We start from the raw sequence: 25,676 nt of genomic DNA on the forward strand, positions 1-25,676 counted from the left end.
CCCGACAGGTACTGGCGGGCGAACTCCCTGTTCTCACCCACGTAGGAGCCCGTCACCCGGGCGATCCGGCCGTCGGCGAGGAGGACGCCCAGGCCGCGCCCGTCCACGCCGCAGTTGTTCGACACGACGTGCAGGCCGCTCGTGCCCTGCTCGTGGAGGGCACGGATGACGAACTCGGGCACACCGCTGAGGCCGAAGCCGCCGACCGCGAGGGACGCCTCGTCGGGGATGTCGGCCACCGCGTCCGCGGCGCTCGCGCAGACCTTGTCCATGGAGGGTCCTCGGAAAGTCGTTCTGGTGTGGTCCGGCGGAGGAGGAGGCGGAAGGCGGCCTTCCTCAGGCGCCGATCATGTTGAAGCCGCCGTCGGCGTTGAGGTAGACGCCGGTCATGTGGGCGGCGTCGTCGGTGGCGAGGAAGAGGGCGGTGCCGGCGAGTTCGGCCGGTCCCGGGACACGGCCCATCGGCGTCTTGGAGATCATGTCCTCGCGGCGGCCGGCCTTCCAGTCGGCGCGGTTCAGGAGCGTCTCGGTCTCGATGAAGCCGGGCGCGAAGGTGTTGACCCGCACATGCGGGGCGAACGCCTGGGCGTAGGACTTGGTGATGCCGAGGATGCCGTACTTCGCGGCGGCGTACTGCGGGGCCCGCGAGCTGCCGCGCACGATCACGGTGGAGCCGATGTTGACGATGGCGCCGTGGCCCTGGTGGAGCATGCGGGAGCCGAACTCGTGCACGCAGAGCATGGTTCCCTTGACGTCCACGGCGAGGACGTGGTCGATGGACTCCTCGGTGAGATCGCGCCAGGACATCTGGTCGCCCGCCACGTCACCCACGTTGTTGACCAGGACGTCCAGGCCCCCGAAGTGGTCGAAGACCTCCTCGGCCATCCGGACCACGTCCTGGTGGACGGCGATGTCGGCCTGGACGGTGAAGGCCTCGCCGCCGACGTCCTTGATGCGGGCGACGGTCTGCTCGGCCCCCGCGGCGGAGCTGCGGTAGTGGACGGCGACCCGGGCGCCCTCCTGCGCGGCGCGTACGGCGATCTCGGCGCCGTATCCGGTGCCGGCGCCGGTGACCAGCACGGTACGGCCTTCGAAGCGGCGCGGGATCGGGGTGTGGTCGGACATGGTGATCCTTGTCTGTGCGGGTCAGATGATTTCGGGGGCCGTGAAGCGCTGCCGGATCTCGCCGATTCCCTCGATCCGGCTGACGAGTTCGTCGTCCGGCGTGAGGTAGCGGGGCGGGTTCATCCGGTTGCCCACGCCGGCCGGGGTGCCGGTGAAGACCAGGTCGCCGGGGAACAGGGGCAGTACGGCCGAGAGGCGGGCGATGAGCTCCGGCACGGGGAAGATCATGGATTTGGTGCGGTCGTGCTGCACGGCCTCACCGTTGAGCAATCCGGTGATCTCCAGGTCGTCGGGGTCGTCGAACTCGTCCGGGGTGACCAGGACGGGACCGGTGGGACCGAAACCCGGGAAGGACTTGCCCAGACTGAACTGGGCCGGCTTCCCCTGGAGCTGGCTGACGCGCTCGGACAGGTCCTGGCCCACGGTCAGGCCGGCCACCGCGTCCCAGGCGCGGTCCTCACTCACCCGGTAGGTCTCCCGGCCGACGACCGCGACGAGTTCGACCTCCCAGTCGACCTTGCCCGGCGGGAGCGCGACGGTGGTCTGCGGGCCGGTGACACAGGCCGGGAACTTGGTGAAGACGAGCGGCTCCGCGGGCGGCGTGTAGCCGGCTTCCGCCGCGTGCGGCGGGTAGTTGAGGGCGACGGCGAACACCTGCCGGGGGCGTGGCACCGGCGCGCCGAGCGCGGCGGGGTCGACCCGGATGTCGTACGCGCTCCCGGGCAGTCCGGCCGCCCGGTCGCGCAGCCGGGCCCATTGCTCCATCAGGGCCGTTGGATCGTCGGGCAGTTGCCCCCGCGAGGCCTGGCGGATGTCCGCGGCCAGGTCGCCGCGGACGACCACGGCCCGGCCGTCCAGTACGCCGAACCTCACCAGTCCACCTTCTTCGGTACGGGGGTGCCGTGGCCGTCCTCCCAGCTGACGACCGGGTTGCGCAGGATGCCGAGGCGTTCGACCTCGGCCTCGACGACGTCGCCGGGCTTGAGGTACATGTCGGGGTCGCCGCTGAAGCCGGCGACGCCCTGGACGGTGCCGGTGGTGATCAGGTCGCCGGCGCTGTAGCCCTGCGGGGAGTGGTAGGCGACGAGGTGCGGGATGGAGACCGACATGCGGCTGGTGTTGGACTTCTGCCGGACCTTGCCGTTGACCCGCAGTTCCATGTCGAGGTTCTGCGGGTCGGGGATCTCGTCGGCGGTCACGATGTACGGGCCGACGGGGCAGAAGGTGTCGATGGCCTTGCAGAAGGAGAAGACGCCGGACTCCATCTCACGGCGCTGGATGTCACGGGCCGTGATGTCGTTGAAGACGACGTACCCGGCGATGTGGTCGGGGGCGTCGTCGACGCCGAAGAACTTGCCCGGCTTGCCGAGGACGACGGCGATCTCCAGCTCGTAGTCCAGCTCGCCGGTCAGGTGCTCGGGGTGGATCACGGGCTCGTCGGGGCCGACGATCGCGTCCACGTTCTGGAAGAAGACGATGCCCTTGTGCATGGGGTGGGACCAGTCGACGTTCTTCGACTCGTCCTCGTGCTCACGGAAGTTGCCGGAGGTGTGGAAGAACTTCTTCGGCACGATCGGCGCGCGAAGTGTCACATCGTCCAGCGACAGCCGCTCACCGGTCTCCGTGACCTTGCCCTCGCGCTCGAAGTACTCCCGGGTGCTCGGCACCTCCAGCGGCAGTACCAGCCGCTCTTCCAGCTCCAGCCTGCCGACCCGTCCGTCGTCGAAGGTGATCAGTTTCACGGGCGCCCTACTTTCGAGGAGTGAAAGTGTAGTTCACTGAGTGAATTCGACTTGAGTATTGACGGGGTGGAGTGCCCTGTCAAGGCCCCTCACCTGCGAAAACGCGAAGGTGAAGGGCGAGGGTGGCGTAGTACCCGACCAGGGTCGTGAGGTCGAACAGCGCCCGCTCTCCCACCGCGGACACGGTGGCGGCGTACTCCTCGTCGTCCAACGTGCCCCGGCTCAGCAGCGCGGAGGCCGCCCGCAGGACGGCCCGCTCGCCGGGGTCGGAAAGGTCCGGCGCGGTCCCGGTGCGCAGTGCGGTCAGCTCCCGGCCGGTCAGGCCTACGGCCCGGCCCACCGCTTCATGCGCCTCTCGCTCGAAGGCGCTGTTCCAGTGCGCCGCCACCGCGAGGATCGCCAGCTCCCGCGCCCGGTCGGTCAGCGCGGAGCCGTACCGCACCGCCGCGCCCAGCGCCTGCAGGGCGTGTCCCACCGGCGGGCTGAGCAGCATGGCGTTGAAGGGCCCGCGCAGCTGCCCGTCCGGATCGGTCAGCGCGAAGGCCTGCGGTCCGGCCGCGCGCGGGCCGCCGGTGATGGCCCGGTAGACCTCCCGCTGTTCCGCGTCCAGTTCGCCGGGCGCCAGCCCGGCCAGTCGTGCTCCCATGAGCCCTCCGTGTCCCGTGCGTGTTTCCTGCGTGATATCGACTTCCATACAATGAAAGTGAAAGTGCCCGTCAGGCATGTGCCCGTCCGGAAAGCGAGCCCCGAGTGCCGCCGCGTGATGAACCGACCTCCCCGCCCGCCGAGGACTCCCCGCCGAGGCGCAGCTACCACGTCGAGGCCCTGGCCAAGGGGCTCAGGCTGCTCGCGCTGTTCTCCGAGCAGCGCCCGTCGATGAAACTCACCGACATGGCCGCCGCGACCGACATCCCGCTGCCGACCGCCTTCCGGATGGCCGCCACCCTGGTGACCGAGGGATTCCTGGAGCAGCTGGCGGACGGCGCCTACCGGCCCGCGCCGAAGGTCCTCACGCTCGGCTTCGCGGCCCTGCGCGGCATGGACCTGGTGGAGCTGGCGGACGGACCGCTGCGCCGGCTCGCCGCGACGACCGGCCAGACCGTGAACCTCGGCACCCTGTCCGACGACCGGGTGCTGTATCTGATCCGGCTGCGCAACAACGACCTGGTGACCGCCAACATCCAGGTCGGCTCCCGGCTTCCGGCGGTCTCCACCTCGATCGGCAAGGTCCTGCTGGCCGGCCTGGACGACGACCGGCTGGCGGACCACCTCGGCGAGACCTCCTTCGCCGGGGCGACGGGGCCCAACGCGATCCGGTCGCTCACCGGACTCAGGCCCGCCCTCGCCGAGATCCGCGAGCGCGGCTGGGCGGTGCAGGACGAGGAACTCGCCTACGGGCTGCGGTCGGTGGCGGCTCCCGTGAGTGACGCGTCCGGGACGGTGGTGGCCGCCGTCAACGTGGCCGTGCCCGCGATGGAGTTCCCCGTCGCCCGGCTGCTCGACGAACTGCGCCCGCCCCTGCTGGACGCCTGCCGGGAGATCACGCTGCTGCTCGGCGGGCGCTGAGGCCGGCCGGTTCAGACGAGGGTGCGGCCGCCGTCGACGTACAGCACCTGCCCGGTGACGAACGACGACCGTCGTGAGGCCAGGTACAGCACCGCGCCGACCACGTCCTCCGGGGTGCCCAGGCGTCCGGCCGGGACCAGGCCGACCATCTCCTCGCGCATCCCGGGGCGGTCCAGGTACTCCCTGGTCAGCTCGGTCTCCGTGTAGCCGGGCGCCACCGCGTTGACGGTCACGCCGTCGGCCGCCCACTCGCGCGCCATCACCCGCATCATCTGGTCCAGGCCGCCCTTGGTCGCCGCGTACGGGGCGTGGTGCTTGTGCGCGAGCCGGGACGAGACCGAGGAGAAGAACACCATGCTGCCCCCGTCGGCCCCGCGCATCAGCCGGCCGGCGGCCCGGCCCGCGTAGAACGCGCTGGACAGGTTCAGGGCCAGGATCCGCTCCCACACCTCGTCCGGGGTGTCCACCACCGGACGGCGATCGTTCGTGCCGACGGCGTGCACCAGCACGTCGAGTCCGCCCAGTTCGGCGGCCGCCGACGCGACGACCTCCTCGCACCCCTCGGACGTCGCCACATCCGCACGGAACACGCGCAGGTCGGCGTCCGCGAGCGCCGGGGCGTCCCGCAGCGCCTTCAGCCGCGACTCGTCCACGTCCACGACGGCGAGGCGCGCCCCGGCCTCCGCCAGCCCCCGCACGCACGCCGCGCCCAGGCCTCCGGCCCCCATCACCAGCGCCCTGCTGCCATCCAGCCCCAACCATCCCACGACAGCCTCTACTCTCACATGGTAAAAGTCGCTTTCAGTGAATGCAGCCGACGATAACCCCGAAATCAACGCGATGTCCATGGCGCCGGCCTGCTGCGGGTGAGGGCGGCCGACCGCGTCAACCACGGTCGGCCGGGGCGCAAGAACCGTTACCGGCGTTCGAACCGGCCGAAGCGGAACCCCGCCCCGGCCGGTCACCGCCAAGTGGCTGCGTGACTTGGCGCCGACCAGTGGGCCGGCGGCACCGTCCCCGACTTCGTGCCCGACCCCGCCGACGAAGCCGCCCGCCGCGCCTCCGCCCCGGGGAGATGTGGCGGGCCTACGGCGACCTGGATCTGCTGCGTAGCCAGTACCCCTCGATGCGCGCCCGGGTCGACCTCGCCGCACACCGGGCCCACACCTGCCGCCGCCCCGACCGCGCCGCCACCGCCTACCTGCACCTCTCCGCAGACCTGCTCGCCCGCACCGACGGCGACTCGACGTCCGTCTTGGACGCCGACACAGGACGGCGGGAGTCCCTCTCGGTGACTCCCGCCCTCTTTCGCTGTCTCTCACCGCGCCGTTCGTGTCGTGCCGCTCAGTTCGGCCGCTGCGTACGACGACGCCACCACGCCAGACTCAGGCCGATCAGCAGGATCCCCACCGCGCCCGAGGCTGCCGACGCGGCGATCAGGCCGGTGTTGCGTGTGCCGTCGGCGGAGTCGGCCGGCCGCAGGGCGTCGCCCACCTGGTTGAGGACGTCATTGCCGCCGGTCGTGCCCTTCGCGAGCGGGCCCCGTGAACCGGCCACGGGCTCGGCCAGGTAGGGGAAGGAGTCGCCGAACTTCTGATCGTTGACGTCGACGGCGTCACCCAAGTCGTTCGCGGAACCGACCAGTTCACCCTCGACGACCTGCAGCGCGATGTCCACGACGTCATCGGTGAGCCGGCGCCCGTTCGGGAAGCCCGCCTTGTCGCCGTCGAGCACACCGAGCCGTTTCGGCTCGGCGGCCGGCTCGATCGAGGTGTTCAGGCGCAGCATCTCCGCCGGTCGCACGTTCGGCGGCTGGTTGAGGCCCTTGACGCCTTTGAGGAAGACATCGACGAGATCGTTGCGCGGTCCTGCGGGCGCCTTGATCTTGTAGACGGCCTCCATGAGCTTCGGCAGTTCCGGATCGGTCACGTTCTTCAGGAACTGGCCGTCGTTCCACGGCGAGGACGCGTTGAACCTGTCCTTGTCCTTCAGCGGGTTGACGACCTCGTTGACCAGCGGGTTGCCCAGGCGTGAGACCTGCTGGTAGGAGCCCTGGGCGTTCTTCCGCTGGGTGGTCGACCAGATGCCCACGACCGGCTGGTGCTTCGATTCGGTGATCATGTCTGTGGGCAGTTGCAGGGCGACCGAGTTGACGTCGTAGCCCTTGAGGGTGTCGTTGCCGACCTCGGAGAGGTCCCCGCCGTACAGCAGGTCGAACACGCGCAGGTCCAGGAAGAACGGGTCGTCTGCCTGGCCGGCGAACGTCCGGACACCGTCGGCGAGTTGACGGACGGCCTGCCCTCGCAGCACGCCGTAGTCCGGCATCGACGCCTTGCCGACGTTCGACGGAGCCACCGGCAGGTCGTCGGCGAGCTTCTTCTCCGACACGACCTGCTGGTTGTGCAGCTTGAACAGCTCGATGTCGTAGGTCTGCGTGACGTTCAGGTCCGGGTCGTCCAGGCTGGTGACCGGGCCTGTGGTGTACAGGAACGTCTTCTTGGACTTCGTGTGCGTCTTGAAGGTGTAGCGCAGCAGCAGTTCGCCCTGCGCGTCACCGTTGTTGTCGATGTGGATGTCGTACTGGGCGTCGTCCGCGAACGTGTAGAAGTTCGGGCCGCCCGCCGGGTCCTCGAACGGGATCCAGTTCGCGATGATCGTCGTTGTCTCCGGATTGTCCGGACTGACGAAGGCGTACACGTCCGTGTTGTCGTACCGCGGTTGTCCCGAGATCAGCGGTGCCTCCCGGTGACTGGACGCGGAAGCCGCCCCCGGTACCAGTGTCGCCACGCCGGCTGCTGCGAGTCCCCCGGCGGCCAGTGCACCCGCTATGAGGGTCGCGAGGCCCCTGCGCCCCGCACCGCTCCTGGAGATAGGTGTCATACCGTCCGTCCTCCATGCCAACTTCCCTGACACCCGAGGATTCGGAACGGCGCCCCCTGAGGATTGGTGAACATTGACCGATCTATCGGTTGATCTATCGACAGATCCCGGCGAGCCGCTGCCGTACCTCCGAGGCGCCGGGGGCACCGAGCCTGTCGAAGATCTCCAAAGCCTTGCGCCAGTAGGGCGCGGGGGGTGCGGTGGACGGTCAGGGCCTCGCCCTCGCGGCCGAGGGCGAGGAGCACGCTGCCGCGGGTCACACGGGCGGCGGCCCGGAAGTACTCGTCGACGTCCTGGTCGCAGAGGGCGGTGGCGGGTGCGGCCGAGGTTGGTCTGCCGGTGCAGCTGGTTGTGCTGGTTGTCCAGGTCCGCCGGAAGACCCTTCGCCCGGAGGAAGCAGTCGAGTGACTCCGGCAGACGGCCCAGGTGGCGCAGGACGTTCGCGAGGTTGCCGAGGGCGGCCGGGTGCCCGTCCGGCAGGCCGCTCCGCCGGTCGAGTTCCGTCGCCCGTTCCGGATGCTCCGCGCTGCGCCGCAGCCGGCCGCTGATCCGGGTGACCATGCTGAGATCGGTGTGCGCGGTGGCGGCGCCCTCCGGCCCAGTCGGCGGCCTCGGCCGGCGCGAGGAACTGCTCGAAGTGAGCGGTCGCGGTGGCGGGGCGGCTCTGCCGGATGTGCGCGATACCGAGCAGGTTGTGCACGGCGCCCACGGCCCTCGGCTGCCCGGTGACGCGGGCGGCGCCCAGGGCGGCCTGGCCCAGGGCGGTCCGGTCCACGGCGTTCTTGCGGCTCCGTGCCGAGACCGTCCAGTGGACGAACCCGGGCGGGTTCACCGCTGTGACGGTGGTGTTGAACGGTGCTCTGCAGATCTCCGGCGGCTACGCCGGCTGACTGGGCCCGCTCGCCGAGCTGATGGGCGGGTGCGGGGAGCGGAGCACGAGCAGGGTGATCTCGCTGGGGGCGAAGACGCGGAACGGCGGGCCCCAGAAGCCGGTGCCGCGGCTGGTGTAGAGGAGGGTGCGGGTGCCGTGCCGGCTGAGGCCGGCGAGGGCGGGCTGGTCGAGGCGGACCAGATGGTGGAAGGGCCAGATCTGGCCGCCGTGGGTGTGGCCGGAGAGCTGGAGGTCGACGCCGGCGGCCGCCGCCCGGTCGACGAACTTGGGCTGGTGTGCCAGGAGCAGGACGGGGAGGTCGGGGTCCGCGCCGTTCAGGGCTCCGGCGAGGTGGGCGCGGTGGCCCGCCAGGCCGGAGGACTCGGCGGTGACGTCGTCCACGCCGGCGACCACGAGGGTGTCGCCGCCGCGTTCGAGCAGCAGGTGGCGGTTGCGCAGCGGCTCCCAGCCCAGCTCGTCCATCAGGTCGACCCAGCCCTGGGCCTCGCTGTAGTACTCGTGGTTGCCGGTGACGTAGACCCGGGCCCGGGTGGCCCGCACGGTACCGAGGGGCACGGCCTGGGCGCGACGGCGTTCGGCCGTGCCGTCCGCGATGTCGCCGGTGTGGCAGACCAGGTCGGCTTCCAGGGTGTTCACCGTCTCGCACACCCGTGCCGACCAGCGGGCGCGATCGAGCGGTCCGTAGTGGGTGTCGGTGATGAGGACGACGCGGGTGCCGTCCAGCCCGGCGCCCAGTCGCGGGAGCCGCACCTTGAGTCGGCGCACGCGGGGTACCCGGCGGGCCTCGGCGTACCCCCAGGCGAGCAGCACGGCGGTCGCGCCGAGGACGGCCCATGTGACGATGCGGGCCCGGTCCTGGCTCTCGCCGACGCCGGCCACGGCCAGGGCGAGCCGCAAGAGGACGCCGAGCAGAACGGACCAGGTGAACAGGACCCAGCTGGTGCCCAGCAGGGTGTCACCGAGGATCGCCGCCCGGTCCTGCTGGCGCCGGCCGTGGCCGCGCACCATCGCGAGCGGCATACCGACGAGGCCGAGGGCGAACAGGGCGGTGCCGGCCGGCGTGACGGGCAGCGGCCAGTGCTGGCCGCCGTACAGGAGCACCCAGCAGGGCACGGCCCACAGCAGGACGGGGGCGATCAGAGGGAGGTAGCGCATCAGGCGGTGCAGTCGGCCCTGCCTCGGCGCCTGCGCTTCCCCCTCGGCGGGCCGGGCGTTGCTGGTGTCGGTCACGTTTCCCTCCCTGACCGGGCTGCCTTCTCGCGCACTGTATCCGGTCACCCCCGCACTTTGTCCTGTGCGTGGAAAAAGTGGCACCCTACTCGTGCGTAACTACTTCACAGGTTGGAAAATCGTTGTTACGTTCCTCTCCGACAGCCTGACGAAGCAGGCGGCGGAGAGAGGAGGGATCGTGAGACGGATGACTGCTCGACCTGAGAACGCGCATCAGGCGCGGCTGCTTCGTCTACTGCGTGACAACGGGTCCAACTCTCGTGCCCGGCTGGGTGATCTGGTGGACCTGTCCCGTTCGAAGCTGGCAGTCGAGGTGGACCGGCTGCTGGAGACGGGACTGGTGGTCGCCGACGGACTGGCCCCCTCCCGGGGCGGTCGGCGGTCGCACAACATCCGGCTGGCGCCGACGCTGCGTTTCCTCGGTGTCGACATCGGTGCCACGTCGATCGATGTCGCCGTGACGAATGCGGAGTTGGAGGTCCTGGGGCATCTGAATCAGCCCATGGACGTCCGGGAGGGGCCGGTGGCGGTCTTCGAGCAGGTGCTGTCGATGGCCGCCAAGCTGAAGGCCTCCGGTGTCGCGGAGGGCTTCGACGGCGCCGGAATCGGCGTCCCGGGGCCGGTCCGCTTCCCCGAGGGCGTACCGGTCGCGCCGCCGATCATGCCGGGCTGGGACGGCTTCCCGGTCCGGGAGGCGCTCAGCCAGGAACTCGGCTGCCCGGTCATGGTCGACAACGACGTGAACCTGATGGCGATGGGGGAGCAGCACGCGGGCGTCGCACGCTCCGTGGGCGACTTCCTGTGCGTCAAGATCGGTACCGGCATCGGCTGCGGCATCGTCGTCGGCGGCGAGGTCTACCGCGGGACGACGGGCAGCGCCGGCGACATCGGCCATATCCAGGTGGAGCCGGAAGGCCGCACGTGCGCGTGTGGCAACCGCGGCTGCCTGGAGGCCCACTTCAGCGGCGCCGCGTTGGCCGTCGACGCGGAGCAGGCCGCGCGTGAGGGCCGGTCGGCGCAGTTCGCCGCCAGGCTGGAGACGGCCGGGCGGCTGACGGCCGAGGACGTGTCGGCTGCCGCGGCGGCGGGCGACCCGGTGGCTCTCGAACTGATCCGGGAGGGCGGGAGGCGCCTGGGCCAGGTCATCGCCGGGCTCGTCAGTTTCTTCAACCCGGGGCTGGTGGTGATCGGCGGCGGTGTGACCGGGCTCGGGCACACCTTGCTGGCCAGCGTCCGGACCCAGGTGTACCGGCAGTCCCTGCCGCTGGCCACCCGCAACCTGCCGATCGTGCTGGGCGAGTTGGGACCGGCGGCCGGAGTCATCGGCGCGGCCCGGCTCATCAGCGACCACGTCTTCTCACCGGCCTGACGTCTGCCCGACCCATGGGCAACGCAACATCCTCGAGTCACCACAACACGCCCTAGAGCCACCGCGACACGCCTAGAGCCACCTCACCCTCCACAGCCCCGCCGTAACCACCTATGACACCTCGGCGGCCGGCTCCCACCACGGCATGGCCGCCGAACCCTCAGGCCTGCCCTGCCCTGCCCTGCTCAGCCCCCACGCCCCGGCGCCCGCGACGCCAGGGGCTCTCCAGAGCCGCCCAGGTACCCGAACCACCGTGCCCGGCCCTGCCCGCTCACGGCCCGCACCTGCCGAGGGGATTCCTCATGGCACCACAACCACCCCTGCTCACCATGTCCGGCATCACCAAGTCGTTCCCCGGCGTTCGCGCCCTGGACGGTGTGGATCTCGAGGTCCAGGCCGGCGAAGTCCACTGCCTCCTGGGCCAGAACGGGGCCGGCAAGTCCACTCTGATCAAAGTGCTCGCCGGAGCCCACCAGCCCGACGGCGGCGAGATCACCTGGCGGGGCGCGCCCGTGACCCTGGGGTCGCCGATCGCCGCCATGCGTCTCGGCATCGCCACCATCTACCAGGAACTCGACCTGATCGAGGGGCTGTCCGTCGCGGAGAACGTCTTCCTCGGGCACGAACCCACCTCCGCCGGGTTCGTCGTGCGCGGCTCCGCCGCCCGCACGGCGACCGCGCGCTTGCTGCAACGCCTCGGGCACTCGGAGATCGATCCCGCGCGGCTCGTCGGCGAACTGTCCGCGGCGCAGCAGCAGATCGTCTCGATGGCCCGCGCACTGTCCCACGACGTCCGGCTGATCGTGATGGACGAGCCGTCGGCGGCGCTCGACCCCGAGGAGGTGGACAACCTTTTCAGGATCGTGGGCGATCTGACGGCCGACGGTGTCGCCGTCATCTACATCTCCCACCGTCTCGAGGAGATCCGGCGCATCGGCGAGCGGGTCACCGTCCTCAAGGAGGGCCGGTCGGTCGCCGGCGGTCTGCCCGCCGAGTCGACGCCGACCGAGGAGATCGTGGCGCTGATGACCGGGCGGAAGGTGGAGTACGTCTTCCCCGAACGCCCCGAGGCCGGCTTCGCCGCGGGGAGGGAACCGGTGCTGAGAGTCGAAGGGCTGACCCGGCGAGGGGAGTTCGCGCCCGTCGATCTGGAGCTGCGGCCCGGTGAGATCGTCGGTCTGGCCGGGCTCGTCGGGTCAGGGCGCAGCGAGATCCTGGAGACGATCTACGGGGCGCGCAGGCCCGACGGCGGCCGTGTCCTCGTCGACGGTACCCCGCTGCGCCCCGGCAGCGTCCGCGCCGCCGTCCGCGCCGGCATCGGCCTCGCCCCCGAGGAACGCAAGGCGCAGGGCCTGCTGATGCTGGAGTCCGTCAGCAGCAACGTCTCGGTCTCCACCCTGTCCCGGTTCGCCCGCGCGGGCTGGCTCGACCGGCGTACCGAGCGGGCCGCGGCACACGGGGCGGTCCGGGAACTGTCCCTGCGGCCGGACGATCCCGATGCCGCGATCAGGACCCTGTCCGGCGGCAACCAGCAGAAGGCGGTGCTCGCCCGCTGGCTGTTGCGGGGCTGCAAGGTGCTGCTCCTTGACGAGCCGACCAGGGGTGTCGACATCGGCGCCCGGGCGGAGCTCTACGCGGTGATCCGGCGGCTGGCCGACGAGGGCCTGGCCGTACTGCTGGTGTCCAGTGAGGTGCCCGAGGTTCTGGGTCTCGCCGACCGGGTGCTGGTCCTGCGGGAAGGCAGCGTCGTGCACACGGCGGACGCCCGCGAGCTCGACGAGCACCGTGTACTCGATCTTGTGATGGAAGGGAGCCCGACGCCATGACGCAGCCGGCCACTGCGGCGCAGCAGGAAACGCCGACATCCGCCGCCAAGTCCGGGGGAGGACCCGGGAGTTCGCGCCGACTCGGTCTGCGGTGGGACGTGCGCAGCCTGTCCTTGCTCGGTGTCCTCGCCGTCCTCGTCGCGGTCGGTGGGATCACCGCACCGGACGCGTTCCTGGCGACCAGCAATCTTCAGCTCGTCCTCACCCAGGCGTCCGTGATCGGCGTCGTGACCGTCGGGATGACGTTCGTCATCACCAGCGGCGGGATCGACCTGTCCGTCGGCGCGATCGTGGCGCTCGCCTCGGTGTGGGCGACGACCGTGGCCACGCAGGAGTTCGGCTTCGCGGGAATCCTCTTCACCGCCGTCACCGTCGGCGTGGGCTGTGGTCTCGTGAACGGTCTGCTGATCGCCTACGGCAGGATGGTGCCGTTCATCGCGACGCTGGCGATGCTCGCCTCCGCCCGGGGCCTGGCGTTGCAGATCACGGACGGCAGCACCCAGATCGTGACCGTCGGATCCGTGCTCGATCTCGGAGCCAGGGACTCCTATGTGCTCGGCATCCCGCCCCTGGTCCTGATCTTCGCCGCGGTCACCGTCATCGGCTGGCTGCTGCTCAACCGCACCACCTTCGGCCGGCGCACCGTCGCGGTCGGCGGCAACGCGGAAGCGGCCCGCCTCGCCGGCATCGACGTGCGCCGCCAGCGTCTGTACCTGTACCTGCTGTCCGGACTGTGCTGCGGTATCGCCGCGTTCATGCTGATCGTGCTCGCCGGCTCGGGGCAGAACACCAACGGCAACCTCTACGAGCTGGACGCCATCGCCGCGGCCATCATCGGCGGCACCCTGCTCAGCGGTGGTCGCGGCACCATCCTCGGCTCCGTCCTCGGTGTTCTGGTCTTCACCACGATCACCAACATCTTCGCTCTGAACAACCTCGAGACCGCTGTCCAGCAGATCGCGAAGGGCGCCATCATCGTCGCCGCCGTCCTGGTCCAGCGCCGCTCGACGCACGGCGACACCTGACGCCGCCGTCCGGCACCCCTCACCTGCCCCTTTTCTCCCTCCCCATCCGACGCGCACCGCCCAGTCGAAGGGTCGATCCGCCATGGCACGAATCCCCTCCACCAGCCGCAGATCACTGCTGTTCGGCACCGCCGCCGTTTCCGCCGGCGCGCTGCTGACGGCCTGCACCAGCAATGAGCCCGCGAACCAGGAAAAGGCCGCGGACAACGCCCCGGTCGCGGACGACAAGCCGGGCAAGGCCGTCACCATCGGCTTCGCCGGCCCCCAGGCCGACCACGGCTGGCTCAACGCCATCAACGACAACGCCAAGTCGCGAGCCGAGAAGTACTCCGACGTCACGCTGGAGATCACCGAGGGCTCCAACGACATCGCCCAGCAGATCGGCCAGATCCAGACACTGATCAACAAGAAGGTCGACGTCCTGGTGATCCTGCCGGCCGACGGCAAGGCGCTCACCCAGGTCGGCCTGCAGGCGATGAAGGCCGGCATCCCCGTCATCAACCTGGACCGCGTCTTCGCCTCCCCCCAGGCGTACCGCTGCTGGATCGGCGGCGACAACTACGGCATGGGTCTCAACGCCGGCCACTTCATCGGCGAACGGCTCAAGGACAAGCCGAACGCCAAGGTCGTCGAACTCGCCGGCCTCGACAACCTCGAACTCACCCAGCAGCGCACCAAGGGCTTCGACGACGCGCTGAAGAACTACCCCAACATCAAGAAGGTGGCCCGTCAGGCGGCCGACTTCACGGTGGAGTCCGGTCAGGCCAAGATGGCGCAACTGCTGCAGGCCCAGTCGCAGTTCGACGCGCTGTGGAACCACGACGACGACCAGGGCGTGGGCGCGCTGCGCGCCATCGACCAGGCCGGCCGCGACGACTTCCTGATGGTCGGCGGCGCGGGGGCCAAGTCCGCGATGGACGCCATCAAGGCCGACAACAGCGTGCTCAAGGCGACCGTCCTGTACCCGCCGACGATGGCCGCCTCCGCCATCGACCTCGCCCGGGGGCTCGGTCAGGGCAAGGGCGTCGGCGGCCTCGCCGAGTTCGAGATCCCCTCCTCGCTGACGCTGTACTCGGCCGTGGTCACCAAGGACAACGTCGACCAGTACCTGCCGACCGGCTTCATCTGACCGGTCCGGGCCGCGGGCCCACGAACACAGCGATGAGTCACTGACACTCCGACATGGAGGAATCCGTATGGAACAGAGGGACGGTCGGACCGCACCGCCGGCACTCGGTGTGGGCATGGTCGGCTACGCGTTCATGGGAGCCGCGCACTCACAGGGGTGGCGCACCGTTGGGCACGTGTTCGACCTGCCGCTGCGGCCGGTCCTGGCCGCGATCGCCGGCCGGGACGCGCAGGCGGTGCGGGCGGCGGCCGACAAGCACGGCTGGGCCGCGGCGGAGACCGACTGGCGTGCCCTCGTGGCTCGCGACGATGTGCAACTCGTCGACATCTGCACACCGGGCGACAGCCATGCGGAGATCGCGATCGCGGCGCTGGAGGCGGGCAAGCACGTGCTGTGCGAGAAGCCGCTGGCCAATTCGGTCGCCGAGGCGGAAGCCATGGTCGCCGCCGCCGACGCGGCCCGCTCGCGCGGGCAGGTGGCCATGGTCGGCTTCAACTACCGGCGGGTGCCCGCCCTCACCTACGCTCGCCGGCTCATCGCCGACGGCAGGCTCGGCACACTGCGCCATGTGCGGGTCAGCTACCTCCAGGACTGGCTGGTCGACCCCGACTTCCCGCTGACCTGGCGGCTGCAGCGGGAGCACGCGGGGTCGGGGGCGCTCGGCGACCTCGGCGCGCACATCGTCGACCTCGCGCAGTATCTGACGGGTGAGCTGCTGGTCGGTGTCTCCGCCCAGCTGGAGACCTTCGTCAAGGAACGCCCCCGCCTCGACGGCGCCGCCACCCCGCGAGGTCCGGTGACGGTGGACGACGCGGCCGTCTTCACCGGTCGGCTCGCCTCGGGGGCGCTCGCCACGTTCGAGGCGACCCGGATGGCCTCGGGGCGCAAGAACGCCCTGCGACTGGAGGTGAACGGCGCGTCCGGTTCGCTCGCCTTCGACCTCGAGCGGCTCAACGAGCTGTACTTCCTGGACTACCGGGAGCCGGCCGCCACGGCGGGGTTCCGCAGGATCGTCGTCACCGAGGCCGAGCACCCGTACCTGGAGGGCTGGTGGCCGCCGGGCCACGCGCTCGGCTATGAGCACACCTTCGCCCACCAGGCCCGCGACCTGGTCGAGGCCATCGCGACCGGCACCGACCCGATGCCGTCGTTCGCCGACGGTCTGCAGGTGCAGCGGGTGCTCTCCGCGGTGGAGGAGAGCGCGCAGAAGAACTCCGTCTACACCCCCGTCCAGGCCGTCGAGGCCGAAGTCCGTTAGGGAACCGGCAGGAACCCCGTTGGGAGGCACCGTGCCACGCCCGTTCACCCTGTTCACCGGTCAGTGGGCCGATCTGCCGTTGGAGGAGGTCTGCCGACGGGCCGCCGAATTCGGCTACGACGGCCTCGAACTCGCCTGCTGGGGCGACCACTTCGAAGTCGACAAGGCCCTGGCCGATCCGGCCTACCTGGCCGGCCGACACGCCCTGCTGGAGAAGTACGGCCTGCGCTGCTGGGCGATCTCCAACCATCTCGTCGGCCAGGCCGTCTGCGACAACCCCATCGACGAACGGCACCAGGGCATCCTGCCCGCCCGCATCTGGGGCGACGGGGAGCCGGAGGGGGTACGGCGGCGTGCCGCGGCCGAGATCAAGGACACGGCGCGGGCCGCGGCCGCCTTCGGCGTCGACACGGTCGTCGGTTTCACCGGATCGTCGATCTGGCATCTGGTGGCGATGTTCCCGCCGGTACCGGAGCGCATGATCGAGCGCGGCTACGAGGACTTCGCGGAGCGCTGGAACCCGATCCTGGACGTGTTCGACACCGAGGGCGTCCGCTTCGCCCACGAGGTCCATCCGAGCGAGATCGCCTACGACTACTGGACCACCAGGCGTGCCTTGGAGGCGGTGGACGACCGGCCGGCCTTCGGGCTCAACTTCGACCCCAGCCACTTCGTCTGGCAGGACCTGGACCCGGTCGGCTTCCTCTACGACTTCCGGGACCGGATCTACCACGTCGACTGCAAGGAGGCCCGGAAGCGTCTGGACGGACGCAACGGACGGCTCGGCTCCCATCTGCCCTGGGGTGATCCGCGGCGCGGCTGGGACTTCGTCTCCGCCGGGCACGGTGACGTCCCCTGGGAGGACGTGTTCCGGATGCTGCGTTCGATCGGCTACGACGGGCCGATCTCCGTGGAGTGGGAGGACGCCGGCATGGACCGCCTCGTAGGCGCGCCGCGAGCACTCGCGCATCTGAAGCGGTTCGACTTCGACCCGCCTTCGGCGTCCTTCGACGCCGCCTTCGCAGGCGGCGACAACTAGGCCGGACCGTAGCTGATTTCCCCGGACGCCGAGAGCCGTCGGGGTGGTCCGCGCTGCCCCGATACGGCTTTGTCCTGGAGCGGGAAAAAGTTCGCCGCTTTCGTTGCGTGAAGGGTTTCCGTCCAGGACGAAGGGGACTACGGTCCACCTCACTCATTCTTCTCACCGGCGGCCTTCTCGCCGCCCACCCGCACGCTGTGACCGCGCCGACCACGGAGCGTCCCTCCTCGGCCGCGGCCAAAGCCGCCCTTGTGCCGGCGGTGGGCGACAGGCCCAGAGCCCCGCCCCCGTCCTCCACCCGCATCGGACCATCGACATGGCAGGGAGGCAGCCCGTGAACAACGACGGGAACGCATCGGAGCCCCGCACCGGGGAGCGGACCGCGCGCACCGGTGTCTGGTTCGTCGGAGCCCGCGGATCGGTGGCCACCACTGCCGTCGCCGGATGCGCGGCGGTCACCGCCCAACTGCATCCGCCGACCGGCATGGTCACCGAGACTCCACCGTTCGAGGGCACCGGTCTGCCGTCCCTGGACTCACTCGTCTTCGGCGGCCACGACACCGCCCACGGTCCGCTGCCCAAGCGGGCCGAACACCTCACCGAAGCGGGCGTCCTGCCGCACGGCCTCGCCCCCGCCGTGCGCGCCGAACTCCAGGCCGCGGACGAGGAGATACGGCTCGGAGGCCCGCTCCCGGGCGACACCCGCGGCGACGAGGAACTCATCGCGGACCTCGCCGCGGACCTCACCTCGTTCCGGGTGCGCCACGCCCTGGCACGGGTGGTCGTCGTCAACGTCTCCTCCACCGAGCCGCTGCCCGCGCCCGACGCCGTACGGCTGCCGCCCAGCTCCCTCTACGCGGCCGCCGCCCTTCGCGCCGGCTGCCCCTACGTCAACTTCACACCGTCCACCGGGCTGCGCGCCCCGGCCCTCACGCGCACCGCCGCGGCCGCCGGACTTCCCCACGCGGGTCGTGACGGCAAGACCGGCCAGACGCTGCTGCGGGCCGCGCTCGCCCCGATGTTCGTCCAGCGCGCCCTGGAGGTACGGGCCTGGTCCGGCACCAATCTGCTGGGCGGAGGCGACGGGGCGGCGCTGGCCGACCCGGGCGCGGCCGCGGCGAAGAACGCCGGGAAGGAACGCGTCCTGACCGAAACCCTCGGGCACACCCCGCAGGGTGAGGTGCACATCGACGACGTACCGGTGCTCGGCGACTGGAAGACCGCCTGGGACCACGTCGCCTTCGAGGGCTTCCTCGGCTCGCGCATGATCCTGCAGACCATCTGGCAGGGCTGCGACTCGGCCCTTGCCGCACCGCTCGTCCTGGACCTAGCCCGCCTGGTCGCCCGCGCCCACGAGGCGGGCCTGTCCGGCCCGCTTCCGGAACTGGGCTTCTACTTCAAGGACCCTGACGCCGGCCCGTCGGCCCTGTCGGAGCAGTTCGCCGCGCTGCTGTCGTTCGCCGACCGCCTGCGGGAGGCACAGTGAACCGCTCTCCGCGGGCGCGGCTGCGGGACTGGGCCGAACTGCTCCGTGTCCCCGCGCTGTTCACCGTGCCCGGTGACGCCCTCGCCGGAGCCGCGGCCGCCGGGCTACGGCCCAACCGGGGCACGGCGTACGCCGTGTTCGCCTCGCTCTGCCTCTACCAGGCGGGCATGGCGCTCAACGACTGGGCCGACCGAGACGAGGACGCCGTAGACCGTCCTCATCGCCCCCTCCCCTCCGGCCGTATCTCTCCGACGGCGGCGCTGGGCGCGGCCGGACTCCTGACGGCGGCGGGCCTGACGTTCGCCGCCCGGGCCGGCCGCCCCGCACTCGGGCCGGCCTCGGCTCTGACCGCCACGGTCTGGGCGTACGACCTTTGGGCGAAGCACACCGCCGCGGCCCCGGCGGCGATGGCCGCGGCCCGCGCCCTGGACCTCCTGCTCGGCGCCACGGCCACCATGTCGGCTCCCGACGCGACGCGGTCCCGCCGAAGAGCCACCGACACGGCATCGACCGCACCCGCCCTCCGCACCGCCGCCTCCGCTCTCGCGCTGGCCGCCCACACCTATGCGGTGACCGCCGTATCGCGGCACGAGGCGCACGGCGGCTCGACGCGCACACCCCTCGCCGCCCTCGGCGCCACCACCGCGCTCGGCCTGCTGTCGGCACGGACCGGACGGACCGGCGCGTCGTCGGGGATCGTCCCCGCAGGGGCGGCCGCCGCGTACGTCCGTACCGCCGCCGTTCCCTGCCTGCATGCCGCCCTCAACCCGTCCCCGCCGCTCACCCGGCGTGCCGTCGGCGGCGGGATCCGGGCCATGATCCCGCTCCAGGCCGCGCTCGCCGCCCGGTCCGGGGCGAACGGCACCGCTCTCGCCCTGCTGGGGCTCGCACCCGTGGCCCGCGCACTCGCACGGAAAGTGAGTCCCACATGAGCCGCCGGCCTCGACTCCGCCTCGGTTACGGCACCAACGGCCTCACCGACCTCCGACTCGACGACGCCCTCGGCCTGCTCGCGGACCTGGGGTACGACGGCGTCGGGCTCACGCTCGACCACATGCACCTCGACCCGCTCGCCCCCGATCTCGCCGCCCGTACCGCCCGGCTGGCCCGTCGGCTCGGCGCACTCGGGCTCACCGCGACCGTCGAAACCGGCGCCCGCTACGTACTCGACCCGCACCGCAAGCACGGTCCGTCGCTGCTCGACCCGGACCCCGCCGGGCGTGCCGCCCGCACCCGGCTGCTGATCACGGCGGTCGGTGTCGCGGCGGACCTCGGAGCGCACGCCGTGCACTGCTTCAGCGGCGTCACCCCGCCCGGAACCGACGACGACACCGCGTGGCAGCGTCTTCAGGAGGCGCTCGCGCCCGTGCTCGACGCCGCGGCCGCCGCCGGTGTGCCGCTGGCGATCGAACCCGAACCGGGCCACCTCCTCGCCACCCTCGCCGACTTCCACCACCTGCGCACCTCGCTCGACAGCCCTTCCGCTCTCGGCCTGACCCTCGACATCGGGCACTGCCAGTGTGCGGAGCCCGCCCCGCCCGCGGAGTGCGTCCGTGCCAGTGCGCCCTGGCTGCGGCATGTACAGATCGAGGACATGCGCCGCGGGGTGCACGAGCATCTGCCGTTCGGCGACGGCGAGATCGACTTCCCGCCCGTGCTGGACGCCCTCGCCGCCGTCGACTACCAGGGCCTCACCGTCGTAGAACTGCCCCGCCACTCCCACGCGGGGCCGGAACTGGCCCGATCCTCCATCGAGTTCCTGCGGACCACGGCGGCCGCCGCCACGACGGGAGTGCCGGCATCATGACGCAACCCCCTCCCTGGACGCCCGACGACGTCGCCGCGATGCTGCCCGACCGCGCCGCACGCGCCTGGTTCGACGAGGCCCTGGCCGACGCCGCGTGCGCGGCGAGAACACCACCGGCGGCCCCTTCCCCCTACCTCTCCCACCCCTGGGAGCTGCGGTTCGCCGCCGCGGGGCGGCACTGCGGGCACCACCACGCGGACGCCGTCCGTACGCTGCTGCTGGTCGAGGCCCGGGCGGGAGTCGAGACCCTGACCCGGCTCTACCGGCACGGCAGCGGCGCCGAACGCCGCGCCGTGCTCCTGGCGCTGCCGACCCTGGTCGAAGGACCGCACGCCGTACACCTCGTCGCGGACGCCCTGCGGAGCAACGACACCGGCCTCGTCTCCGCCGCGCTCGGCCCGTACGCCGCCGCCCACCTCGATCCGCACGCCTGGCGCCACGCGGTGCTGAAGTGCCTGTTCACCGGCGTCCCCCTCGACGCGGTCGCGCGCTGGAGGCAGCGGGCGGCCGGCGACGGAGAACTGGCCCGCATGCTCGGCGACTACGCGGCCGAGCGGACGGCCGCCGGCCGCGACGTTCCCGACGATCTCGGTCGCGTGCTGACCCTGACGGGCGAAGAGCCCAAGGAGCTGTGATGCGTATCTTCGACCCGCACATCCATATGACGTCCCGCACCACCGACGACTACGAGGCGATGTCCGCCGCCGGTGTGCGCGCCGTCGTCGAACCCTCCTTCTGGCTGGGCCAGCCCCGCACCTCTCCGGCGAGCTTCCTGGACTACTTCGACGCCCTCCTCGGCTGGGAACCCTTCCGCGCCGCCCACTACGGCATCGCCCACCACTGCGCCCTCGCGCTCAACCCCAAGGAGGCCAACGACCCCCGCTGCACGCCGGTCCTGGACGAGCTGCCCCGCTACCTCGTCAAGGACGGCGTCGTCGCCGTCGGCGAGATCGGCTACGACTCCATGACACCGGCCGAGGACGCGGCGCTGGCCGCCCAGCTCCAGCTCGCCGCCGACCACGGCCTGCCCGCCCTCGTCCACACACCCCACCGCGACAAACTCGCCGGACTGCACCGCACCCTGGACGTCGTCCACGAGTCGAGCCTGCCCAGGGAGCGGGTGCTGCTCGACCACCTCAACGAGACGACCGTCGAGGACGCGAAGGACAGCGGCTGCTGGCTCGGCTTCTCCGTCTACCCCGACACCAAGATGGACGAGGACCGCATGGTCGCGATCCTGAGGACCTACGGAACGGAGAAGGTCCTCGTCAACTCGGCCGCCGACTGGGGAAAGAGCGATCCGCTGAAGACCCGCAGGACCGCCGACGCCATGCTCGCGGCCGGTTTCGACGAGGACGACGTCGACCAGGTGCTGTGGCGCAACCCGGTCGCCTTCTACGGACTCAGCGGCCGGCTCCGGCTCGAGGTGCCGGAGCCGGAGGGCCTGCACGAGGGCAACTCCACCCTGCGCGGAGGCGAGTAGGACATGCGCTTCCGACACCCCGACGGCTCCACCGTCCACGTCGCCTACTGCACCAACGTCCACCCCGCCGAAACCCTCGACGGTGTCCTCGCCCAGCTGCGCGACCACTGTGAACCGGTCCGCAGATGCCTGGGACGCGACCGCCTCGGCATCGGCCTGTGGCTCGCCAAGGACGCCGCACGCGCGCTGATCACCGACCCGGTGGCGCTGCGGGGACTGCGGGCCGAACTGGACCGGCGCGGCCTGGAAGTGGTCACCCTGAACGGCTTTCCCTACGACGGCTTCGGCGCCGCGGAGGTCAAGTACCGCGTCTACCGGCCCGACTGGGCGGACTCCGAACGCCTCGCGCACACCACCGACCTGGCCCGGCTGCTGACCGCGCTCCTGCCGGACGACGTCACCGAGGGGACCATCTCCACCCTTCCGCTCGCCTGGCGCACCGACTTCGACGAGCGTGCCGCCGCCACCGCCGGTACGGCACTGACGACGCTGTCGGGACGGCTCGACGCGCTCGAGGAGCTGACCGGCAAATCGATCCGCGTCGCCCTCGAACCGGAGCCCGGGTGCACGGTGGAGACCACCGCGGACGCGATCGGACCGCTCACCGCCCTGCCCGGCGACCGTGTCGGAGTGTGCGTCGACACCTGCCACCTCGCCACGTCCTTCGAGGACCCGGCGACGGCGCTGGCCGCGCTCGAAGCGGCCGGCGTCGGCATCCCCAAGGCGCAGCTGTCGGCGGCCCTGCACGCCGAGGAACCCCGTCGGCCGGAGGTCCGCGACGCCCTCGCCGCCTTCGCCGAACCCCGCTTCCTGCACCAGACCCGCACCCTCACGCCCGCCGGACTGCGCGGCACCGACGACCTCGGCGAGGCGCTGGCCGGCGAGGCCCTGCCCGACGACGCACCCTGGCGCGCCCACTTCCACGTCCCCCTGCACGCCCCGCCCGCCGCACCGCTCACCTCCACCCTGCACGTGCTCGAGGAGGCCCTGACCCTGCTGGTGGGAGGTGTGCGGCCGCGCACCCGGCATCTCGAGGTCGAGACCTACACCTGGCAGGCCCTCCCGCCCGAGCTGCGCCCCCGCACCAGGACCCAGCTCGTCGACGGCATCGCCGCCGAACTGACCCTCGCCCGGGACCTGCTCACCGGCCTCGGCCTGACGGAGCTGCCATGAGCACGCGCCCCCGTCCGCTCCTGGTCCTCGACGTCGTCGGCCTCACCCCCCGCCTCCTCGACCACATGCCCCGCCTCAAGGCACTGGCGGCCTCCGGCTCGCAGGCCACCCTGTCCACCGTGCTCCCGGCCGTCACCTGCACCGCGCAGTCCACCTTCCTCACCGGCGCGCTCCCCGACGAGCACGGCATCGTCGGCAACGGCTGGTACTTCCGCGACCTCGGCGAGGTACTGCTGTGGCGCCAGCACAACGGCCTGGTCGGCGGCGACAAGCTCTGGGACGCCGCCCGCCGCGCCCACCCCGGCTACACGGTCGCCAACATCTGCTGGTGGTACGCCATGGGCGCCGACACCGACATCACCGTCACCCCCCGGCCGGTCTACTACGCCGACGGCCGCAAGGAACCCGACTGCTACACCCGCCCGGCGGCCCTGCACGACGAACTCACCGCGCGGTTCGGCACCTTTCCGCTCTTCCACTTCTGGGGACCGGGCGCGGACATCGTCTCCAGCCGCTGGATCGCCGACGCGACCCGCCACATCATGCGCACCCGCCGGCCCGACCTGACCCTGTGCTACCTCCCCCATCTCGACTACGACCTGCAGAGATTCGGCCCCGACGATCCCCGCTCCCACCGCGCCGCCGCCGAGCTCGACGCCGTCGTCGGCCCGCTGCTGGAGGACTCCCGCGCGGAGGGCCGTACGGTCGTGGCGCTGTCCGAGTACGGCATCACCCGCGTCAGCCGTCCCGTCGACGTCAACCGCGCCCTGCGCCGGGCCGGACTCCTCGAGGTCCACACCCAGGACGGCATGGAGTACCTCGACCCGACGACGTCCCGCGCCTTCGCCGTCGCCGACCATCAGATCGCACATGTCTACGTCCGCCGGACCGAGGATCTGGCAGCCACCCGCGAGGCGCTGAAGAACCTGCCGGGCGTCGCCGAGGTCCTCGACGACGACGGCAAGAAGGCGCACGGACTCGATCACCCGCGTTCCGGGGAGCTGGTCGCGGTCGCCGCACCGGACGCCTGGTTCACGTACTACTACTGGCTCGACGACGCCCGCGCCCCCGACTTCGCCCGGCTGGTCGAGATCCACCGCAAACCCGGCTACGACCCCGCCGAGCTGTTCATGGATCCCGAAGACCCCTATGTGCGGCTCAAGGCGGCCAAGGCGGTGGCCCGCAAGAAGCTCGGCATGCGCTATCGGCTCGCCGTCGTCCCCCTCGACCCCTCACCCGTACGCGGCAGCCACGGCCGCCTCCCCACGAGCGACGAAGAAGGTCCGCTCGTCCTGGTCTCCACCCCCCGCGCAGTATCCGGCCGCGTCGCGGCCACCGAAGTGAAGTCCCTGCTCCTGCGGCTCGCCGGACTCTCCTGAGGCGACAGCCGCCGGCCACCCGCAGCACCGTCACAACGAAGACGAAAGAGAGAACCACTGTGACTGCTTTCAACGACGAAACCGTCACCGGCGAAACCGTCACCGGCGACGCCCTGCGCCGCACGCTCGGCGTCAGCCGCCGTCGTTTCCTCGGCACCTGCACGGCCGTCAGCGCCGCGGCGATCGCCGCCCCGGTCTTCGGCGCCGCGCCCGCCCTGGCGCAGGACAGAGCGGAAGCCGCCGGCGGTGACCGGGGCCGTTCCGCTCTGGTCCCGCCGCACAAGCGCGGCATCATCCTCTACACCGTCCGCGACGCGATCGGCCGCGACCCGCTGTCCTCCGACCTGCCCTCCGGCTTCCGCGAGGTGTTCAAGCAGCTGTCGCGCTTCGGCTACCGCCAGGTGGAGTTCGCGGGCTACGGCCAGCACGCAGGCGCGCCCGGCGGCGCCGATCTGGGCACCGTCAAGGGCGCGAGGCTCATGCGCTCCTGGCTCGACGCGTACGGGCTGCGGGCACAGGGCAGCCACGGCTACATCCCGCCGTCCTGGCCGCTGACGCCGTCCGACCTGGACACCTTCAAGCGCTGGCTGGAGATCGCGAACATCCTCGGCATGGAGCACATGGGTACCGGCGCCGACCCCACGAACACCGCCTACCGGGCCGACTGGGACGTCGCCGCCCAGAAGTGGAACACCCTGGGCGCCATCGCCCGCCGCGAGGGCGTCAAGCTCTACACCCACAACCACGACAGCGCGTACGACTTCCTGCTCGACGGCGGCCCGCTCGACGCGCAGGGCCGGCCGACCCGCAGCTCCGGCATCCGGAAGCTGGAGTACTTCCTGAGCGTGACGGACCGCAAAAACGTCTACCTGGAGCTGGACATCTTCTGGGCGCACGTGGCCCGGTACAAGTTCCACACGTACACCGCCCACGACGGCTCACAGCGCGAGCGCGTCTTCGACCCGGCCGCACTCGTGGTCCGCAACACCCACCGCTTCCCGCTCTTCCACGCCAAGGACGGCGTCATCAACCTCCAGAGCGGCCTCGGCTACGACATGGTGCCGTTCGGCACGGGCGACATCGACTACCGGAGGTTCTTCACCCGGGTGGGTGCGATGAACTACCACAACCCGATGGTCGAGCAGGACAACGCGCCGAGCACCACCGTGCCCGGCCAGTCCCTGGAGTTCGCCCGGGTCGGATACGACAACCTCGCCGCCCTGCGCCCCTGTAACTGACGCAGCGTCACCCGCCATGTCCGGTCAGG

General features: G+C 71.3%; 23 protein-coding genes. 15 read left to right on the top strand and 8 right to left on the bottom strand.

Annotated features, from left to right (window positions below; all coding sequences use genetic code 11):
- The 5 genes from ABZ464_RS33410 to ABZ464_RS33430 all read right to left on the bottom strand — a co-directional run.
- The coding region (locus ABZ464_RS33410) for a CoA-transferase (protein WP_359283258.1) at nt 1–272 on the bottom strand (272 nt) is incomplete at its 3' end.
- A 64-nt stretch (nt 273–336) separates the two neighbouring features.
- Nucleotides 337–1,125 carry an SDR family oxidoreductase gene (locus ABZ464_RS33415; protein ID WP_359283260.1) on the bottom strand — a complete coding sequence of 263 codons (789 nt, stop codon included), beginning with the start codon at nt 1,123–1,125 and terminating at the stop codon, nt 337–339.
- Between the two features lie 21 nt (nt 1,126–1,146).
- A complete protein-coding gene (locus tag ABZ464_RS33420) occupies nt 1,147–1,998 on the bottom strand; it encodes a fumarylacetoacetate hydrolase family protein (RefSeq protein ID WP_359283263.1) in 852 nt (283 codons plus the stop codon).
- On the bottom strand, nt 1,995–2,867 hold the full coding sequence (locus ABZ464_RS33425) for a fumarylacetoacetate hydrolase family protein (RefSeq protein WP_359283265.1): 873 nt from the start codon (nt 2,865–2,867) through the stop codon (nt 1,995–1,997). The genes ABZ464_RS33420 and ABZ464_RS33425 overlap by 4 nt, the downstream gene beginning before the upstream one ends.
- A gap of 79 nt (nt 2,868–2,946) precedes the next feature.
- Nucleotides 2,947–3,513, bottom strand: coding sequence for a carboxymuconolactone decarboxylase family protein (locus tag ABZ464_RS33430; protein ID WP_359283268.1), 567 nt, complete (start codon nt 3,511–3,513; stop codon nt 2,947–2,949).
- A 104-nt stretch (nt 3,514–3,617) separates the two neighbouring features.
- Here ABZ464_RS33430 and ABZ464_RS33435 point away from each other — a divergent pair, with 104 nt between their 5' ends.
- Nucleotides 3,618–4,433, top strand: a complete 816-nt coding sequence (locus tag ABZ464_RS33435; RefSeq protein ID WP_359283270.1) for an IclR family transcriptional regulator — start codon at nt 3,618–3,620, stop codon at nt 4,431–4,433.
- Nucleotides 4,434–4,444: 11 nt separating this feature from the next.
- Here the strand turns inward: ABZ464_RS33435 and ABZ464_RS33440 are convergent, their stop codons facing one another.
- The 3 genes from ABZ464_RS33440 to ABZ464_RS33450 form a co-directional block, all read right to left on the bottom strand.
- Nucleotides 4,445–5,200 (bottom strand): SDR family oxidoreductase, encoded by a 756-nt coding sequence (locus tag ABZ464_RS33440; protein ID WP_359283272.1) that lies wholly within the window; start codon nt 5,198–5,200, stop codon nt 4,445–4,447.
- A 577-nt stretch (nt 5,201–5,777) separates the two neighbouring features.
- Nucleotides 5,778–7,313, bottom strand: coding sequence for a DUF4331 domain-containing protein (locus ABZ464_RS33445; RefSeq protein WP_359283275.1), 1,536 nt, complete (start codon nt 7,311–7,313; stop codon nt 5,778–5,780).
- Between the two features lie 877 nt (nt 7,314–8,190).
- Nucleotides 8,191–9,435, bottom strand: coding sequence for a metallophosphoesterase (locus ABZ464_RS33450; RefSeq protein ID WP_359283278.1), 1,245 nt, complete (start codon nt 9,433–9,435; stop codon nt 8,191–8,193).
- Between the two features lie 187 nt (nt 9,436–9,622).
- Here ABZ464_RS33450 and ABZ464_RS33455 point away from each other — a divergent pair, with 187 nt between their 5' ends.
- The 14 genes from ABZ464_RS33455 (at nt 9,623) to ABZ464_RS33520 (ending at nt 25,647) form a co-directional block, all read left to right on the top strand.
- Nucleotides 9,623–10,804 (top strand): ROK family transcriptional regulator, encoded by a 1,182-nt coding sequence (locus ABZ464_RS33455; RefSeq protein WP_359283280.1) that lies wholly within the window; start codon nt 9,623–9,625, stop codon nt 10,802–10,804.
- A gap of 302 nt (nt 10,805–11,106) precedes the next feature.
- Nucleotides 11,107–12,630: a sugar ABC transporter ATP-binding protein gene (locus ABZ464_RS33460; RefSeq protein ID WP_359283283.1), complete on the top strand. Its 1,524-nt coding sequence runs from the start codon at nt 11,107–11,109 to the stop codon at nt 12,628–12,630.
- Nucleotides 12,627–13,655: an ABC transporter permease gene (locus ABZ464_RS33465; protein WP_359283285.1), complete on the top strand. Its 1,029-nt coding sequence runs from the start codon at nt 12,627–12,629 to the stop codon at nt 13,653–13,655. The genes ABZ464_RS33460 and ABZ464_RS33465 overlap by 4 nt, the downstream gene beginning before the upstream one ends.
- 82 nt (nt 13,656–13,737) lie before the next feature.
- Entirely contained in the window at nt 13,738–14,784 is a 1,047-nt protein-coding gene (locus tag ABZ464_RS33470; RefSeq protein WP_359283287.1) for a substrate-binding domain-containing protein, read from the top strand.
- 67 nt (nt 14,785–14,851) lie between these two features.
- Nucleotides 14,852–16,042: a Gfo/Idh/MocA family oxidoreductase gene (locus tag ABZ464_RS33475; RefSeq protein WP_359283290.1), complete on the top strand. Its 1,191-nt coding sequence runs from the start codon at nt 14,852–14,854 to the stop codon at nt 16,040–16,042.
- A gap of 31 nt (nt 16,043–16,073) precedes the next feature.
- A complete protein-coding gene (locus ABZ464_RS33480; RefSeq protein ID WP_359283293.1) occupies nt 16,074–17,081 on the top strand; it encodes a sugar phosphate isomerase/epimerase family protein in 1,008 nt (335 codons plus the stop codon).
- 334 nt (nt 17,082–17,415) lie between these two features.
- Nucleotides 17,416–18,567, top strand: a complete 1,152-nt coding sequence (locus ABZ464_RS33485) for an inositol-3-phosphate synthase (protein WP_359283294.1) — start codon at nt 17,416–17,418, stop codon at nt 18,565–18,567.
- A complete protein-coding gene (locus ABZ464_RS33490) occupies nt 18,564–19,499 on the top strand; it encodes an SCO3242 family prenyltransferase (RefSeq protein ID WP_359283296.1) in 936 nt (311 codons plus the stop codon). Before ABZ464_RS33485 ends, ABZ464_RS33490 begins: the two co-directional genes overlap by 4 nt.
- The gene (locus ABZ464_RS33495) at nt 19,496–20,374 is read left to right on the top strand and encodes a sugar phosphate isomerase/epimerase family protein (protein ID WP_359283297.1); all 879 of its coding nucleotides are present in this window, start codon (nt 19,496–19,498) and stop codon (nt 20,372–20,374) included. Before ABZ464_RS33490 ends, ABZ464_RS33495 begins: the two co-directional genes overlap by 4 nt.
- Nucleotides 20,371–21,009, top strand: a complete 639-nt coding sequence (locus ABZ464_RS33500) for an EboA domain-containing protein (RefSeq protein ID WP_359283300.1) — start codon at nt 20,371–20,373, stop codon at nt 21,007–21,009. The genes ABZ464_RS33495 and ABZ464_RS33500 overlap by 4 nt, the downstream gene beginning before the upstream one ends.
- Nucleotides 21,009–21,857, top strand: a complete 849-nt coding sequence (locus ABZ464_RS33505) for a TatD family hydrolase (protein ID WP_359283303.1) — start codon at nt 21,009–21,011, stop codon at nt 21,855–21,857. The genes ABZ464_RS33500 and ABZ464_RS33505 overlap by 1 nt, the downstream gene beginning before the upstream one ends.
- Nucleotides 21,858–21,860: 3 nt before the next feature.
- Nucleotides 21,861–23,030: a metabolite traffic protein EboE gene (gene eboE / locus ABZ464_RS33510; protein ID WP_359283305.1), complete on the top strand. Its 1,170-nt coding sequence runs from the start codon at nt 21,861–21,863 to the stop codon at nt 23,028–23,030.
- Nucleotides 23,027–24,409 carry a nucleotide pyrophosphatase/phosphodiesterase family protein gene (locus ABZ464_RS33515; protein ID WP_359283307.1) on the top strand — a complete coding sequence of 461 codons (1,383 nt, stop codon included), beginning with the start codon at nt 23,027–23,029 and terminating at the stop codon, nt 24,407–24,409. Before eboE ends, ABZ464_RS33515 begins: the two co-directional genes overlap by 4 nt.
- 59 nt (nt 24,410–24,468) lie before the next feature.
- A complete protein-coding gene (locus ABZ464_RS33520; RefSeq protein ID WP_359283309.1) occupies nt 24,469–25,647 on the top strand; it encodes a sugar phosphate isomerase/epimerase family protein in 1,179 nt (392 codons plus the stop codon).
- The last annotated feature ends 29 nt before the right edge of the window (nt 25,648–25,676 follow it).

Origin of the sequence: Streptomyces sp. NPDC005820 (assembly GCF_040630255.1) — a bacterium.
Lineage (GTDB): Bacteria > Actinomycetota > Actinomycetes > Streptomycetales > Streptomycetaceae > Streptomyces.

Bases quoted from the DNA above. Each gene is read 5' to 3' on its own strand.
- ABZ464_RS33415 (WP_359283260.1), bottom strand. From the start codon at position 1,125: ATGTCCGACCACACCCCGATCCCGCGCCGCTTCGAAGGCCGTACCGTG.
- ABZ464_RS33430 (WP_359283268.1), bottom strand. From the start codon at position 3,513: ATGGGAGCACGACTGGCCGGGCTGGCGCCCGGCGAACTGGACGCGGAA.
- ABZ464_RS33445 (WP_359283275.1), bottom strand. From the start codon at position 7,313: ATGACACCTATCTCCAGGAGCGGTGCGGGGCGCAGGGGCCTCGCGACC.
- ABZ464_RS33455 (WP_359283280.1), top strand. From the start codon at position 9,623: ATGACTGCTCGACCTGAGAACGCGCATCAGGCGCGGCTGCTTCGTCTA.
- ABZ464_RS33460 (WP_359283283.1), top strand. From the start codon at position 11,107: ATGGCACCACAACCACCCCTGCTCACCATGTCCGGCATCACCAAGTCG.
- ABZ464_RS33465 (WP_359283285.1), top strand. From the start codon at position 12,627: ATGACGCAGCCGGCCACTGCGGCGCAGCAGGAAACGCCGACATCCGCC.
- ABZ464_RS33470 (WP_359283287.1), top strand. From the start codon at position 13,738: ATGGCACGAATCCCCTCCACCAGCCGCAGATCACTGCTGTTCGGCACC.
- ABZ464_RS33475 (WP_359283290.1), top strand. From the start codon at position 14,852: ATGGAACAGAGGGACGGTCGGACCGCACCGCCGGCACTCGGTGTGGGC.
- ABZ464_RS33495 (WP_359283297.1), top strand. From the start codon at position 19,496: ATGAGCCGCCGGCCTCGACTCCGCCTCGGTTACGGCACCAACGGCCTC.
- ABZ464_RS33500 (WP_359283300.1), top strand. From the start codon at position 20,371: ATGACGCAACCCCCTCCCTGGACGCCCGACGACGTCGCCGCGATGCTG.
- ABZ464_RS33505 (WP_359283303.1), top strand. From the start codon at position 21,009: ATGCGTATCTTCGACCCGCACATCCATATGACGTCCCGCACCACCGAC.
- eboE (WP_359283305.1), top strand. From the start codon at position 21,861: ATGCGCTTCCGACACCCCGACGGCTCCACCGTCCACGTCGCCTACTGC.
- ABZ464_RS33515 (WP_359283307.1), top strand. From the start codon at position 23,027: ATGAGCACGCGCCCCCGTCCGCTCCTGGTCCTCGACGTCGTCGGCCTC.